This window comes from Croceitalea dokdonensis DOKDO 023 (assembly GCF_001306415.1).
Lineage (GTDB): Bacteria > Bacteroidota > Bacteroidia > Flavobacteriales > Flavobacteriaceae > Croceitalea > Croceitalea dokdonensis.
On the sequence record NZ_LDJX01000001.1, the window covers coordinates 82,828 to 97,669 of the forward strand.

The 14,842-nt window shown below is 41.7% G+C and carries 14 protein-coding genes; 4 read left to right on the forward strand and 10 right to left on the reverse strand.

Annotated elements, in window-relative coordinates:
- Window positions 1-58: 58 nt before the first annotated feature.
- Entirely contained in the window at window positions 59-1,273 is a 1,215-nt protein-coding gene (locus I595_RS00330) for an RsmB/NOP family class I SAM-dependent RNA methyltransferase (RefSeq protein ID WP_054557402.1), read from the reverse strand.
- 148 nt (window positions 1,274-1,421) lie between these two features.
- Between I595_RS00330 and I595_RS00335 the strand changes: the two genes are divergently transcribed.
- Complete coding sequence (locus I595_RS00335; protein ID WP_054557403.1) at window positions 1,422-2,453, forward strand: beta propeller repeat protein; 1,032 nt, start codon at window positions 1,422-1,424, stop codon at window positions 2,451-2,453.
- Window positions 2,454-2,458: 5 nt separating this feature from the next.
- On the opposite strand, the gene I595_RS00340 is transcribed toward I595_RS00335, so the two are convergent.
- The 7 genes from I595_RS00340 to I595_RS00370 form a co-directional block, all read right to left on the reverse strand.
- Window positions 2,459-2,695: a hypothetical protein gene (locus I595_RS00340; RefSeq protein ID WP_054557404.1), complete on the reverse strand. Its 237-nt coding sequence runs from the start codon at window positions 2,693-2,695 to the stop codon at window positions 2,459-2,461.
- 323 nt (window positions 2,696-3,018) lie between these two features.
- Window positions 3,019-3,369, reverse strand: coding sequence for a DUF6515 family protein (locus I595_RS00345; protein WP_054557405.1), 351 nt, complete (start codon window positions 3,367-3,369; stop codon window positions 3,019-3,021).
- A 129-nt stretch (window positions 3,370-3,498) separates the two neighbouring features.
- Window positions 3,499-3,942 (reverse strand): hypothetical protein, encoded by a 444-nt coding sequence (locus I595_RS00350; RefSeq protein ID WP_054557406.1) that lies wholly within the window; start codon window positions 3,940-3,942, stop codon window positions 3,499-3,501.
- On the reverse strand, window positions 3,929-4,447 hold the full coding sequence (locus tag I595_RS00355) for a hypothetical protein (RefSeq protein ID WP_157449605.1): 519 nt from the start codon (window positions 4,445-4,447) through the stop codon (window positions 3,929-3,931). Before I595_RS00355 ends, I595_RS00350 begins: the two co-directional genes overlap by 14 nt.
- Before the next feature lie 34 nt (window positions 4,448-4,481).
- The gene (locus I595_RS00360; RefSeq protein WP_054557408.1) at window positions 4,482-5,024 is read right to left on the reverse strand and encodes an RNA polymerase sigma factor; all 543 of its coding nucleotides are present in this window, start codon (window positions 5,022-5,024) and stop codon (window positions 4,482-4,484) included.
- 206 nt (window positions 5,025-5,230) lie between these two features.
- Window positions 5,231-7,060 (reverse strand): ABC transporter ATP-binding protein, encoded by a 1,830-nt coding sequence (locus tag I595_RS00365; protein WP_054557409.1) that lies wholly within the window; start codon window positions 7,058-7,060, stop codon window positions 5,231-5,233.
- 3 nt (window positions 7,061-7,063) lie between these two features.
- On the reverse strand, window positions 7,064-8,770 hold the full coding sequence (locus I595_RS00370) for a phospho-sugar mutase (RefSeq protein ID WP_054557410.1): 1,707 nt from the start codon (window positions 8,768-8,770) through the stop codon (window positions 7,064-7,066).
- Between the two features lie 125 nt (window positions 8,771-8,895).
- On the opposite strand from I595_RS00370, the gene I595_RS00375 reads away from it, so the two are divergent.
- Entirely contained in the window at window positions 8,896-11,535 is a 2,640-nt protein-coding gene (locus tag I595_RS00375) for a T9SS type B sorting domain-containing protein (protein ID WP_054557411.1), read from the forward strand.
- Here I595_RS00375 and I595_RS00380 read toward each other — a convergent pair.
- Both I595_RS00380 and I595_RS00385 read right to left on the reverse strand, forming a co-directional pair.
- Entirely contained in the window at window positions 11,532-12,482 is a 951-nt protein-coding gene (locus I595_RS00380; protein WP_054557412.1) for a glycosyltransferase family 2 protein, read from the reverse strand. The two genes, I595_RS00375 and I595_RS00380, sit on opposite strands and share 4 nt — an antisense overlap.
- A 42-nt stretch (window positions 12,483-12,524) precedes the next feature.
- A complete protein-coding gene (locus tag I595_RS00385) occupies window positions 12,525-13,055 on the reverse strand; it encodes a DUF4199 domain-containing protein (protein WP_054557413.1) in 531 nt (176 codons plus the stop codon).
- 174 nt (window positions 13,056-13,229) lie between these two features.
- Here I595_RS00385 and I595_RS00390 point away from each other — a divergent pair, with 174 nt between their 5' ends.
- Both I595_RS00390 and I595_RS00395 read left to right on the forward strand, forming a co-directional pair.
- Window positions 13,230-13,505, forward strand: a complete 276-nt coding sequence (locus I595_RS00390) for a type B 50S ribosomal protein L31 (protein ID WP_054557989.1) — start codon at window positions 13,230-13,232, stop codon at window positions 13,503-13,505.
- 83 nt (window positions 13,506-13,588) lie between these two features.
- The gene (locus I595_RS00395; RefSeq protein ID WP_054557414.1) at window positions 13,589-14,764 is read left to right on the forward strand and encodes a GlmU family protein; all 1,176 of its coding nucleotides are present in this window, start codon (window positions 13,589-13,591) and stop codon (window positions 14,762-14,764) included.
- The last annotated feature ends 78 nt before the right edge of the window (window positions 14,765-14,842 follow it).

Consider the following 14,842-nt stretch of genomic DNA (forward strand, 5'->3'; position numbering starts at 1 on the left):
AACTGCTATTGTTGATAATCAACCCCTTTTACTGAAATACTTATAGTTTGGCCCTTCCTTATTTTTTCTTGGAAAGCAGCGCCATATAAAAACCATCAAAACCATGCTTAGAGGCATAGATGTTACGTTCTTTTTCAAAAGTAAAGTCTGCCCCCACCTCGGAAGCCAAAAAAGATTTCACCTGTTCCCCATTTTCTTCGGGAAGGATGGAACAGGTGGCGTAGACCATCTTCCCACCCGGTTTTACCATTTTGGAGTATCTAGATAAGATATCGGCCTGGACAGCTTTAATTTTGGAAATAAATTCTGGCTGCAATTTCCATTTGGAATCCGGGTTGCGGCGCAGGACCCCAAGTCCAGAACAGGGGGCATCTAGCAGCAAACGGTCTGCGGAGTGATGTGATTTTTTGATTACTTTGGTAGAATCAATTACCCTGCCTTCCACATTGTGGACCCCATTTCTGCGGGTCCGTACTTTTAATTTTTTTAATTTACTTTCATAAATATCCATGGCAATGAGTTGGCCTTTGTTTTCCATTAATGCGGCCAAGTGCAAGGTTTTGCCCCCAGCACCTGCGCAGGCATCAATGACCCGCTGACCGGGCGCAACTTCCAAAAAGGGAGCCACCAATTGGGATGAGGCATCCTGAACTTCAAAAAGCCCATTTTTAAAGGCGTCCGTGGTAAATACGTTTTTGCGCACTACCAATTGGAGCGCATCTTTGGCCCCGGAAATTGGTTCTGTTTCAATATCTTCCGCTTTTAGCAATCGCTGCAGTTCTTGCTTTGTGGTCTTTAAGGTATTTGTCCTTAAGATGACATTGGCTTGGGTATTTAATGCGGCAATCTCCTTGGTCCAAAGTTCACCGCCAAGGGCTTTCTCACCTAAGGCATCCATCCAATCTGGAATGGATTCTCGGTATTTTCTTATTTTGGAGAGTTCATCAAAACGACCTTTGATTCGGCGTTCCGGGGTTTCTTCTAGTTGTTTCCAATCTGGCAATGGTATGCCCCGTAACACACACCAAACGGAAAAAAGCCTAAATAAGTTTTGCCGCGAATAGGGGGAATAGACTTCGGCAATTTCGGCATATAACCTTTTCCACCTTACAATATCATAAGTGGTTTCTGCAATAAACCCACGGTCACGGGCGCCCCAACGCTTGTCATAGCGCAGTACTTTTTCAATGACCTTATCCGCATACGCATCGTCATTAAAAATCATTCCCAAGGCATCAATGACTGCAAAAACCAAATTTCTATGTAGTCTCATTTTTTTTACAATAAGGCTGCAAAGGTAGGATTTCTTAGGGCATTTGTTATGAACGCCCTACAATCATTTGGCTGGGGATACTCCTGCTAATATGGACCAAAGGCCATTATAATGACGTCAAGTAAACCAATATGAGTATTTTTAGCTTATGATAAGAAGTAGTTTTTTATGTTTAGCCTTGGTATTGGTTTGTTGCCAACCTGCACCAAAATCATTTCAGTACACCCAAGTAGCCATAGAAACGGTTTTTGAAGATGAAGTAAGCATTAGGGCCATTGAATTCTTAGATGAAAATACCTTGGCTTTTGCGGGGAGTAAAGGAAGCTACGGCAGTATTGATCTACCTTCTGGAAAGGTGCGCACCAACCAAATGGTCTATGATTCCATTATTCCGGAGTTTCGTGCCGTAGCGCATACAAGCACTGATTTTTTTATGATGTCCGTTGCCAGTCCGGCGCTTTTGTATAAAACAGGAGACAACGGAAAGATGGAGTTGGTGTACAAGGAAGAAGGAGAAGGGGTATTTTACGATGCAATGAAATTCTGGAACGATACTGAAGGTATTGCCATAGGGGATGCCATTAACGGCTGTTTAAGTATGATAATGACACGGGATGGCGGTGCTACATGGACCAAGTTGCCCTGTACCAAGTTGCCAGGGTCACCACCGGGAGAAGGAGCTTTTGCCGCCAGTAATACCAATATTGAAATTGTTGGGGAACATACATGGGTAGCCACCACAGCAGGTAGAGTGCTGTTTTCTGCCGATAAGGGGAACAGTTGGAAAGCAATACAAACACCTATGGCAAATGAAGCAGAGGCCCAGGGTATTTATTCCATTGATTTTTACGGGAAAAAGAATGGCTATGGTATTGGGGGGGACTATACCAACCCAGACGGTAATGAAGCCAATAAAATCATTACCACAGATGGTGGGGGCACTTGGATGTTAAGGGCTAGTGGGGAACATCCCGGATATAAAAGTTGTGTACAGTACATTCCGGGTGCAGGTGCGGAAGATTTGGTTGCCGTGGGGTTCACGGGGATCTCTTATTCTAATAATCGTGGTGCCAGTTGGAAACAGCTGAGCGGGGAAGGATTTTATACGATTAGATTTTTGGACGATAAAACTGCCTATGCAGCGGGTAAAAACAGGATAGCCAAGCTCACTTTTCATTAAATGGTTTAGGCCATTACCGCCTTGTTTCTTTTGGTCTTGAAGGAGAGGGCTTTTTTTATCCTAGAATTTTTAAACATATAAAGACGTGCCGTGCTATTTTCAATTTTAGAAGTCTTTTCAATTTTGATATCCAGGGTAACACCGTAAGATAAAGCAGCTACTTTCATTTCTTTTTGGCCTGTACTTGCCATGGCCGTGGTAGCGGTGAAGATAATTAGAACAAAGGTTAAAACAGTTTTCATGACTTGGGTTATTTTTACATGGTAAAATTAACCCAGGCCTCTAGCTGCCCCCGATTTTGGTCGTTTACCGTGCCTAAATAATCGCTGTAAAACCAAACTTCGGATAAAGTGTAATGTATCTTCGATAAGCGTTTTTAGGGCCAAATGCAACTTGTCGAGTCAGCGTGTATTTTATCGGTATACCAAAAAAAGGGAAGATCAATACACCTTCCCTTTTTAACCAAAATTAGATGGTTTTAAAGGTATCATGACCACGTACTCTAGTAAAATGCGACGATGTTCCTTAAAGAGGTACGGCAACCTTGCTATTAGGCGTTTGGTGTCTAAACGTTCACGATGGTGTAGTGCCGTCCCGTTTTCTTGTACCACACCCCTTTATATCGGTATAGTTTTCTGCCATTGCGCACCACCAGCTTGTTTCCTTTTGGAAGCCTTCTGAGTTGTAACCCTAAAGGTGGTGCCACAACTACATAGTTTCTTCCCCTAGCCCTATACCAGATACCATTGGCCAAGTGATAATTGATATTGTGATGTACCAGTCTTACGGGTTTATGGATTTTGGCTACTACAGTGCCTTGTTTTGGATATACACGGATTACATTTCTTTGTGCGCTCAAAAGTTGTGTGTTACCTACGAACAACGCGATAAGGAATACTAATTTTAAATGTGTCATACTATAGATTTTTATGGGTTTCTATAGATATGACCGATGTTTTGGGCTATGGTTTAAGACAAAAGGAGGCAAATGGCCTTGTTTAAGTGTCTTTTATCGAATTCTAACTGAAATATACGGGCAACCTGATCAACGTTGTCCTCGTTTGTTTCGATATTCTTGTAGCAAACGCTTTTTAAAATTGTTTTCTGCCCGGAACAACAAAATGATTTTTTTGTTGGATATGACCGTCCTTAAATCCTTAATAAATTTTTCTTCGATTTCATGCTTTTGTTGTTGTAGGAATACAAAGGAATTGACCATATCATTTGCTTGTTCATCTGTAATAACGGACATGTCTGTTTGGACGCCAACAAACTTTTCCCTTTCCTTTTTTCTGATGCGCTCTAATTGTTCTTCATGGGCGTTGTATACTGGCCAAAAACTTTGGGCCTCTGTAGGGGTAAGGCCCAGTTGTTCCGTGATATAGGCCACCTTTAGTGTTTTTATCCTGTCCCGCGCCGGGCCTTGGGCAGTTAGAACCATGGTAAAACAAAAAGCTAAGACTGTAAGAAGTATTTTATTCCATTTCATCATAATCCAAATTTAAGTCTTCAAATTCATCCACATTGTCATCCAAATAATCTAAAATCACTTGCCCTTCCAGTATTTCAGTCGTTTCCGTGATATCATCAACCGTTAAGTTGTCCAAATTTACTACTTGTGCCAGATCATAGACCGTTAAATCCATTTGGTTGTCATCCAAATAGGAATCAATTTCTGTACTTGCCAAATCCTCAAACTCAATGGTGTTATTTTTAAACCTGTTGGAATTAATGACCAAGGCCAAGAGCAACAGGGCGGCAATGGATGCCGCTGCCCAATAGTATTTTTTTAATGGATATAAGAAAACTACCTTGGGTTTGATCTTATGGGATAAGGTTTTGGGCAATTCTTCAAAGTAATGTTCCGGCACTTGAAAACCATCGGATTTTGGAATAATCCCTTCCTCTTTGGACATCTTGGCCATCAATCTCTCATTAAAGGACTCAAAATAACCTTCAGGGGTTTTGAATTTATTGTTGTGGTTCTTCTTCATAACATTACTTTGGACACTTTTTTTTCCAAAAGGTTTATTCTTGTTTAAGATAGGCTTCAATTTTTTTGGTCGCTAAATGGTAAGATGCTTTAAGTCCGCCAACAGATGTTTCTAGAACCTCCGATATTTCCTCATATTTCATTTCTTGAAAATACTTCATGTTAAAAACCAGTTTTTGTTTTTCTGGCAAGGTGGCCAAGGCTTTTTGAAGTTTTAGTTGAATGGCGTCCCCCTCAAAATAAACATCTGTTTGCAAATTTTGTATCATTTGTTGCTGCAAGCCTTCATCGGTGGTTCCTAATTTACGGGACTTTTGTTTTAAAAAGGTCAGTGATTCATTGGTGGCAATGCGGTACATCCATGAATACAGTTTGCTATCTCCCTTAAAACCAGCAATATTGCGGTACACTTTGATAAAGGTGTTCTGCAGCACATCATCTGCATCATCATGGTTAAGCACAATGCGCCTAATGTGCCAATACAGGCGTTCTTTAAACGTATTGACCAGCACCTCAAAGGCTTTGGCCTGGGTATTGGGGTCTTTTAAGTCGTTCAGTAAATCGGCTTCGTTGGTCAACAAAAAAATGTTTGCTTCTTTGACTACTAAGATATGGAAAGGTTTAATTTGCTCCGTTAGCGGCTAAAGCGGATGGCAATAAAAGAAATATCTTCCCAACCGTTATTTTTCAGCTCACTAATGTTACCGGCATATTTCTGAAACTTGGTCTGCAGGTCATAAGAAGCTAAAAACTTAAACCATACACTTTATAGAAAGGCCTCCAATTACCCCAAGGTTTGAAGTTCCACAAGTTTTTTATACCCATTGGCAGACTTCATAAGTTCCTCATGTGTGCCTTGCTCTACAATGTTTCCCTTTTGCAGGACCACAATGTTGTCCGCATTTTGTATCGTAGACAACCTGTGTGCAATTACTATGGACGTGCGGTTTTGCATCATTTTTTCCAAGGCATCTTGTACCAAACGTTCACTTTCCGTGTCCAAGGCAGATGTGGCCTCATCTAAAATCATGATTGGGGGGTTCTTTAAAACTGCCCTAGCGATGGAAAGACGTTGTTTCTGCCCTCCACTTAATTTATTTCCACTATCACCTATATTGGTATTGTAGCCATTGGGAAGTTCCATGATAAAATCGTGGGCGTTGGCAATTTTAGCGGCTTCCATAATTTCTTCATCGCTTGCATTTTCCTTTCCAAGTCCAATGTTGTTCCTTACCGTGTCATTGAATAAAATGGAATCCTGGGTCACAAGGCCCATTAGATTACGGAGGGATTTTTTTGTAACCACTTTGATATTGATGCCGTCAATTAAAATTTCTCCCTTGTTGACATCGTAGAAGCGGGTAACTAGATTGGCTATGGTGCTTTTTCCGCTACCAGATTGCCCAACCAAAGCAACCGTATGGCCTTTTTTAACTGTGAGATTAAAATCCTTTAAAACATATTCATCTTCGTATTTGAACGAGATATTTTTGAGCGATATCTCATGGTCAAAAGTATTTTTTTGAACGGCATCCGGTGCATCCGTAATTGGATTGATGGTCTCTAAAACTTCAAAGATCCTTTCTGCGGATGCATTCCCCTTTTTAATACTGTAGTTAACCGTAGTAATTGCCTTTACTGGGTTGATGATAGTGTAGAACAGGCCAATATAACCTATAAATTCTTGTGGGCTTAACGCACTTTCATTACCTAAAACCAAACTCCCCCCATACCATAAAACGGCGATGACCACGGTAACCCCTAAAAACTCGCTAAAGGGGGATGCAAGTCCTTGTCGCTGTACTACTGAAATCATGATTTTCTTGAAACGTGAGGTAGATTCCGTGAAACGGTTGGCCAACCGTTCTTCGGCATTGAAACCTTTTATAATTTTCAATGAACCCAAGGTTTCCTCAATGAAGGAAAGAAATGTTCCGGTTTCCTTTTGGGCAGCTAAGGATTGGGCTTTTAACCGTTTGCCAACAATTGATATCAAAAAGCCGGCAATTGGTAAAAAAATGAATACAAAAAGGGTTAACTGTGCGCTTAAGACCAACATGGACAACAAAACAATAATAATGGTAATGGGTTCTCTGGCCAATGACTCCAAAGAATTGATGATAGAACCTTCTACCTCCTTTACATCAGAAGTCATACGGGCCATTAAATCGCCTTTTCTGGATTCTGAAAAATACTCAAGGGGTAAATCCAAGGTTTTGAGGTACAGGCTATCTTGTATATCTTTTACCATACCGGTTCTTAAAAAAGCCAGAACGTACATGGCGGCATATCTAAAAAGGTTCTTGAAAAAAAAGATGGAAATACTCGCAATACAAATAAACGCCAATGCAGCCAGTGGCCCTTCATTGGTCACTTTTTGGGTAAGTAAGTAGTTTAGTGAATCCTCAAGGTAGCCCTGTAAATTTCCAATCCCGGAATAGATTGGAGCATCAAACACTTTTTTTTGAGTACTGAACAAAATACCAAGTGTGGGAATGAAAATGATGATGGACAGTACATTAAATATGGAGTACAGAACATTGAACAAAATATTTAAGAGGGCAAAGGATTTATAGGGTTTCGCAAACCGTAAAATCTTTTTAAAGTAGTTCATGCACTATAAATTCAATTCGGCAATGATTCCTTCCAATTTAGAATCCAATTGCGAATTTACGGATTTAAAATCCCCCGCCTTGGGCAAACGGGCATTGGTGCTAATGTAAAACTTCACCTTAGGCTCGGTGCCGCTGGGCCTCGCTGCAATACGGGTACCGTCCTCGGTCTCATAGATCAATACGTTGGATTTTGGAAGGTCTATACCAACCTCTTCACCTGTTTGTACGTTTTTGGCGATGGAGGTGTTGTAGTCCTCAATCCAACGGAGTTTTGAACCCTGAACACTGGATACAGGGTTTTCTTTAAAGTCTTTTAGCATTTGTTTGATCTCATCCGCACCGCTCATTCCCTTTTTGGTAATGGAGATTAATTTTTCTCTGTAAAAACCAAAATCTACATAACATTGTATAAGGTCTTTGTAGAAAGAACTTCCATTGGCCTTGGCCTGAGCCGCGATTTCACATGCCAATAGGGTAGAGGTAACAGCGTCTTTGTCGCGAACAAAATCTCCCACCATATAGCCAAAGCTTTCTTCACCGCCCCCAACAAAAGTGGAATCGGGAAAGTCCTTTATCATCTTGCCTATCCATTTAAAACCCGTCAGTGCGGTTTTGAATTCCACCCCGTACGCCTTTGCCATTTCTTCCATCATTGGTGTGGAAACTATTGTGGTGGCGATAAACTCATTGCCTTTCATCCCTTTTTTCTTGTATTGGTCCAACAGAAATTTGGTCATTAAAACCATAGTTTGGTTGCCATTGAGCAATTCCATTTGCCCATCTAGATTTCTAACGGCTATCCCAAGCCTATCGCTATCTGGATCTGTACCCACCACCATGTCCGCACCAATCTCCTCCGCTTTTGCAATGGCCATGGCCAGAGCTTCTGGCTCTTCTGGGTTGGGGGATTTTACCGTTGGGAAATTGCCATCAGGTTTGGCCTGCTCTTCAATAATGGTAACATGGGCATAACCTGCCCGTTTTAAAACCTCTGGTATAGCCGTTATGGATGTTCCGTGAATGGAGGTGAAAACAATTTTAAAGTTGTCTTTTCCTGCCGCGTTAAAACTCCCGTTTTTAACAGACTCAGCAAAAAAAGCCTCATCCACCTCGGTGTCTATACTTTTAATCAATTCCGGTTTTGCGTCAAAATTGATTTGCTCAAAATCCAAACTGTCTATTTCCTCAATAATTTCAGCATCTTGCGGAGGAACTATTTGTCCACCATCACCCCAGTATACTTTATAACCGTTGTACTCCGGTGGGTTGTGTGATGCGGTTAAGACAATACCGGCATGACAACTTAAATGTCTTACCGCAAAGGAGAGTTCAGGGGTGGTTCGCAGTTCGGAAAACCGGTATACCTGAATCCCGTTTGCGGACAACACTTCCGCTACCACTTGGGAGAGTGTATCACTGTTATGGCGACAATCGTAGGCGATGACCACCTTTATAAGCTCATCGGGATATGTTTTTTTAAGGTAATTACTTAGTCCTTGGGTGCTTTTTCCCAAGGTGTATTTATTGATTCTATTGGTGCCTATACCCATAACACCTCGCATCCCACCGGTACCAAATTCTAAATTTTTATAAAAGCGTTCCGTAAGCTCTTCGGTATTGTTTTCTAGTAGGTTTTTAATTTCTTTTTTGGTTTCAGCATCAAAGAAATCCGTCAACCATGTTTTTGCTGTGGTAATGATAGCGTCCATAAGGTGGTTTTATTTGTTGTAAAATTACATCAGTTTAGGCTGAATTGATAACGTTCTTTATTGAAAATTATGAAATGCTAAAGTACAATTGGCAATGAAACACTTTTTTACTAGCTTTCGAAAGAATGAAAGAAGGGGCGTTACTCATAGCATTTTTATACGTATCCATAGCATTTTCCCAAAGGCAATCTGCCCATTGGTACTTTGGTGAAAATGCAGGATTAAATTTTAATTCCGGTTCACCGGTAGCGCTGTTGGATGGCCAAATCAATACCATTGAGGGATGTTCGGCAATTTCAGATGAAGACGGGAATTTGCTATTTTATACGGAGGGACGCACCATTTGGAACCGCAATCATGAGGTAATGGGCAATGGAACCAATTTAGCGGGCAGTTTTTCCTCCGCACAGGCTGCTTTGATCGTTCCCAATCCAGACCATCCAAATCTCTATTATGTCTTTACCCCGGATGACGCAAGGCAGGAGCCCGGGGTGCCGTTTGGGTTTCATTATACCACCGTTAACTTAAACGAGGCCAATGGCTTGGGCGCAGTGGTGGATAAAAACAGCCCATTGCTATTGGCAACCTCGGAAAAAGTGTCTGCTGTTTGGAATGAGGTGGCCAATGTATATTGGGTGGTAACCCATTACCAAGATACATTCTATGCCTATGAAATCACTGCAGAAGGGGTAAATGAAACCCCGGTAGAGTCCCAAGTTGGACCGCAAATTTTGGGTGTACAAAATTTACGGGGCGCGCTCAAGTTTTCTCCTGATGGTGCAAAACTGGCGATGGCCAGCACTATTATTTCACCAGAGTTTCAAGGAAGCTTGTATTTGTTTGATTTTGATGTGGAAACGGGGCAAGTGAGCAATCCAGAGCGCATTGATGGTGACAGGGCATATTACGGCGTGGAGTTCTCCAGTAATAGTCAGATATTGTATGCCAGCGGTATGCAGATAGATGCATCCGATCCTACCGCTTCATCTGGAGCCTACGCCATTGTGCAGTTTGATTTGAATCTGCCTTTTGAGGACAAAACAGCTTTTACATTGGCTACCTTGGCAAACCAAAATGGCATTTTTGTCTCAGGAGCACTACAACTGGCATTGGACAAGCGTATTTATTACGCTTTTCCGGGAAACCGTTTATCCGTCATAAAAAGTCCGAATCTCTTGGGAGATGCGGCGGACATTGACCTTTTTTCCATTGATTTAGGGGGTAGAAACGCTACCTACGGTTTGCCCCCATTTATCCAGTCGTTTTTTGAAACCCTTGTTACCGTTCAAAATTTTTGCTTTGGTAGCGAGACCAATTTCAGCCTTGACCAAACCAATACTATTTCCGCAGTTAGGTGGGACTTTGGCGACCCGGAATCTGGGCCGGACAATACATCAAATATATTGAATCCCAGCCATATCTTTACCGGTCCAGGAACCTATGACGTGAATTTTACCATCAATTATGACAACGGAGTCACTAAAAATTATACGGAGGTAGTGGCCATTCTCCCAGTGCCCGACGTAATGCCATCCTTGGATTTGGTTCAATGTGATGTGGATGGTTTGGATGATGGTCTTACCGTTTTTGACCTTTCTGAAGCAGTGCCTAGGCTAACATATTCCAATAATGCCATTGACATCGATTTCTTTTTGTCTGAGATAGATGCTTTGGCGAATAGTAACCCACTGAATTCAAACATCTTTGAAAACCAATTCCCAGAACAACATATTTATGCACGGGCAATGGGGAACAATGAGTGCTATTCCATTTCGCAGATAAGGTTGCTCACTGAACCTATGTCCAACCTTGGGATTTATGACACGCTCACTATTTGTGATGGCCAAGCGGTAGATGGCTTAGTAGAAATATCCCTTGCATCTGTTAAGGCTCTTTTGAATACTGATTTTTCTGCCTATGAAAGCATTGCCATATATCCCAGCCAAGATAATGCACTGCTACAAGAGGCAGCTATCATGGGGAACACGTATAGCTTTGCCCAACACGGGGATAGCCGTCTATTTTTTAGGATTGATGGTGCCAACAGATGCGCATTTATAGGGCAACTGGCATTAGAAATTTTTGAGTCTCCCAATTTTCAAGAAGTGATTCACCAAGAACTCTGCCAAGGTAAGACAGTTTTAGAAGCCCCTTTGGGGTATGACAGGTACCAGTGGTCAAACGGAATTTTAGGCCCTGAGATAAAGGTAAGTGGGGCCGGACTATATGAGGTGGCTTTCTTTAGCGGGAACTGTAGTTATACCCAATATTTTGAGGTGTTTCCTGAGCCAGTGGTCCAAGTTGAAAACATCCTTGTGGACGATTTTAAGGTAAATAGTACGGTCACCATAGTGATGGGAGCCAATGAAAATTTGGAAACTACCACATTTTCCTTAGATGGCGGTCTATCCTTTACCAAGAACAATATATTTACAGGATTACTTCCGGATATCTATGCCCTAGTGGTGGACAATGGCTGCTCAAGGTATGAGACAGAGGTTTTAGTAGGTGGATTACCCACATTTTTTACCCCAAACGGCGATAGCTCCAATGATCTATGGCTGTTGAACAATAGCGAATACTTTCCGGCATATCGTTTGGATATTTTTGACCGTTTTGGAAAGCCTATCTTTAGCGGAGGTTCTGCTACCAGCGGTTGGGACGGTACGTACAATAACCAAGAAATGCCTGCAAGTGATTATTGGTACCATTTGCAGTTCGTTGATGGTCGCAACTTTAAAGGAAATTTTGCCTTAAAGCGTTAAACGTTTAGTTTTTCCCTGATGCGATACCCTGTACTGGTTGTTTTTTTGCTTCTCACCACAATTTCTCCAAGAAAACCTGCAAGGAACAATTGGGTTCCCAACAGCATGCTAGTGAGGGAGATGTAGAATTGGGGACGGTCTGTGATCAACCTTCCGGTAGGGTCCAAAAACAGTTTGTCAATCCCAAGGTATAGCGCAAATGCAAAGCCCACAAAAAACATCACTACTCCCCAAGCCCCAAATAAATGCATTGGTCTCCTGCCAAATTTTGAAACAAACCAAATGGTCAAAAGATCTAAAAAGCCATGTATAAAGCGTTCCATTCCAAATTTGGTATTTCCGTATTTACGGGCTTGGTGTTGCACCACCTGTTCCCCAATTTTGGCAAACCCCGCGTTTTTGGCAAGCACCGGAATGTACCTGTGCATTTCGCCGGAAACCTCAATGGTTTTGATGACCTCTCTTTTATAAGCCTTTAAACCACAGTTAAAGTCGTTTAAGCGTACGCCAGAAGTTTTGCGGGCCGCCCAATTAAACAGTTTGGAGGGGAGGTTCTTGGCCAGAACGGAATCATACCGTTTCCTTTTCCAACCGGAGACCAAATCATAGTCCGCTGTCGTTATCAATTGGTACAATTGTGGGATTTCTTCTGGGTTGTCCTGCAAATCTGCATCCATGGTAATTACCACATCGCCCTTAGCTGCTTCAAAACCGGCGTGCAAGGCCTGTGATTTGCCAAAGTTCTTTAAAAAACGGATGCCCTTAACTTCTTGGTGCTGTTTGGCCAGTTCTTGGATAACCTCCCAAGATCCATCCGTGCTGCCATCGTCTATGAAGAGCACTTCAAATAAAAAATGATTGGATTGCATCACCTTTGCAATCCAACCATAAAGCTCTTTGAGAGACTCTTCTTCATTAAGTAAAGGAATTACAATGGATAATTGCATTGTGGCTTTCTGGAATTCCTTTCAAAAATAGGATATTTTGTTTTAGTATTCTGGTTCCGATTTTTTGATGACCAAGGCAGGGATTATGGACCCAAGGAAACCAAATATTATGGAAGAAATGAGTCCTACCACCAATCCAGTAAACGGACTTTGATTCTTGGCACCTTCCAATTGTTGGTCAATTTGGGCCGCTGTCATACCAGCATCCCTCATCATCTCTGCACTGTATTCCAACGCTTTTTGTTGGGTATCTGGATCAATGACCTGTGTAAGAAGAATGTTGAACAAACCTGCTATGATACCAGAGATAAGTGCGGCACCAATACCAATTTTAAGGCCCTGACCAATGGACATAAAGCCATTGTTGGCCTTTTTAAACTCCAACATCCCCAAAACTGCGGCAACTGCTATAAAGACAAGACTTATGATTACTGTTATGATGATGCGTTGTAAATCTAATTGGTAATGAAGGTCCTGCGTATAAAGCATAAAGGTGAATACCACTGTGATTAACCCGAATATGATTCCATATTTTAAGGCTACCTTACCCGTTGATGTTTTGTTGTCTTCCATTTTATGTTATTTTTAGTTGATTACGCTTATTTAGTGCCTAGATATAACCATTTGTTACAGGTAAATGTAATTTTTTTAAGTTTTTAATTGGCCTCGTTGTCTTTGTTTATTTTTTGTTTAAATTTGCACCCGCAAAAGTGCCTGTTGGAATGGGCGCGCAAAAAACAAAGAGAAATGAAAGCAGGTATACACCCAGAAAATTATAGATTGGTTGCTTTTAAGGATATGTCCAATGAGGATGTCTTTATCACCAAATCAACCGCAGAGGCCAAAGAGTCCATTACCGTGGACGGTGTGGAATATCCTTTGGTAAAATTGGAGATTTCCAGAACGTCCCATCCATTTTACACTGGTAAGACCAAACTCATTGATACCGCTGGTAGGATTGATAAGTTTAAGAACAAATACAAAAAGTTTAAGAAAGCGGACAAGGCGGATTCCGCAGAGTAGCTTTTTAGCTAAAATATAATACCAACGCCTTCGTTTTTTAATGAAGGCGTTTTTTAGTTTTAACCCAACCGAAACCATTCCGAATGAATTATATCCTTACAGATGGCCCTTATCGAACAAATTTATTGCCCTTTACCTTTACGCGGCCCGTTGGCGATATAAGAATTGGTATTTTAACTATTCGTGAGAAATGGCAAAAAAGGTTGGGAACGGAAATAAGCTCTTTGACGGAGGATTACCTGGCAAAAAAGTACCCTTTGCATACTGAAGCCGAAAATGTGGTGATACACGGGTCTATCCTCCCCACCGATGTCTTGGTTAAAGCGGTTACAAATTTAAGCTTAGGCCAGTCTATAATTTGGCAGGACCATGTGGTTGCCTATTGTACCGCAGACCTAAAAAAAGGATATCATCCTAACGAGTATACCGCAATAGAGTTGGCAGAAGATTTGATTTGCATAAAGAACACCTGGGATATTTTCTCCAAAAACGAAGCGGCTTTACGCGTAGATTTCGATTTACTGACCAAAGGAAGAAAAAGCAAGCCCATTCCAGATACTAACCGCGTTATTGCAGCGGAACACATCTTTTTGGAAGAAGGTGCCCAAGTAGAGCACAGTATTTTAAATGCTTCTACCGGACCCATCTACTTGGGAAAGGACTCCTTGGTCATGGAAGGGAATATGATTCGTGGCGCTTTGGCACTTTGTGACCATGCTGTTGTTAAAATGGGTGCCAAAATGTATGGGGCTACCACCGTGGGCCCTTATGGAAAAGTAGGTGGCGAAATAAGCAACTCGGTGATTTTTGGCTATTCCAGTAAGGGACATGATGGCTATTTGGGCAACTCTGTGTTGGGAGAATGGTGCAATATTGGGGCAGATTCCAATAACTCAAACCTAAAAAACAACTATGCCAAGGTCCGCTTATGGAATTACGCCACGGAAAGGTTTGACCAAACCGGCCTCCAATTCTGTGGGTTAATGATGGGAGACCATAGCAAGACTGCAATTAACACCATGTTTAACACGGGCACGGTCATTGGGGTAAACGTTAATGTCTATACACCTGGTTTCCCAAGAAATTTTATTCCAAGTTTTAGTTGGGGAGGGGCTTCTGGATTTAGTACTTACCAAACCCAAAAGGCCTTTGAAGCGGCTAAGGTAATGATGGCCAGAAGGGGAGTGGAGTTTGATGATACCGAAGCTGATATCCTGAACCACGTTTTTGAAGCGTCCAAAAAGTGGCGAAAAGAGTAAATTTTCATTAGAACAAAACTAAGTGGCCTACTCCTTTCTTTTTGTGGTTGCTGCTAAAACCATTCCAGCACACGTATA

Coding starts and splice junctions, on each gene's coding strand:
- I595_RS00330 (WP_054557402.1), bottom strand. CDS start 1,273: ATGAGACTACATAGAAATTTGGTTTTTGCAGTCATTGATGCCTTGGGA.
- I595_RS00335 (WP_054557403.1), top strand. CDS start 1,422: ATGATAAGAAGTAGTTTTTTATGTTTAGCCTTGGTATTGGTTTGTTGC.
- I595_RS00340 (WP_054557404.1), bottom strand. CDS start 2,695: ATGAAAACTGTTTTAACCTTTGTTCTAATTATCTTCACCGCTACCACG.
- I595_RS00345 (WP_054557405.1), bottom strand. CDS start 3,369: ATGACACATTTAAAATTAGTATTCCTTATCGCGTTGTTCGTAGGTAAC.
- I595_RS00350 (WP_054557406.1), bottom strand. CDS start 3,942: ATGAAATGGAATAAAATACTTCTTACAGTCTTAGCTTTTTGTTTTACC.
- I595_RS00355 (WP_157449605.1), bottom strand. CDS start 4,447: ATGAAGAAGAACCACAACAATAAATTCAAAACCCCTGAAGGTTATTTT.
- I595_RS00365 (WP_054557409.1), bottom strand. CDS start 7,060: ATGAACTACTTTAAAAAGATTTTACGGTTTGCGAAACCCTATAAATCC.
- I595_RS00370 (WP_054557410.1), bottom strand. CDS start 8,770: ATGGACGCTATCATTACCACAGCAAAAACATGGTTGACGGATTTCTTT.
- I595_RS00375 (WP_054557411.1), top strand. CDS start 8,896: ATGAAAGAAGGGGCGTTACTCATAGCATTTTTATACGTATCCATAGCA.
- I595_RS00380 (WP_054557412.1), bottom strand. CDS start 12,482: ATGCAATTATCCATTGTAATTCCTTTACTTAATGAAGAAGAGTCTCTC.
- I595_RS00385 (WP_054557413.1), bottom strand. CDS start 13,055: ATGGAAGACAACAAAACATCAACGGGTAAGGTAGCCTTAAAATATGGA.
- I595_RS00390 (WP_054557989.1), top strand. CDS start 13,230: ATGAAAGCAGGTATACACCCAGAAAATTATAGATTGGTTGCTTTTAAG.
- I595_RS00395 (WP_054557414.1), top strand. CDS start 13,589: ATGAATTATATCCTTACAGATGGCCCTTATCGAACAAATTTATTGCCC.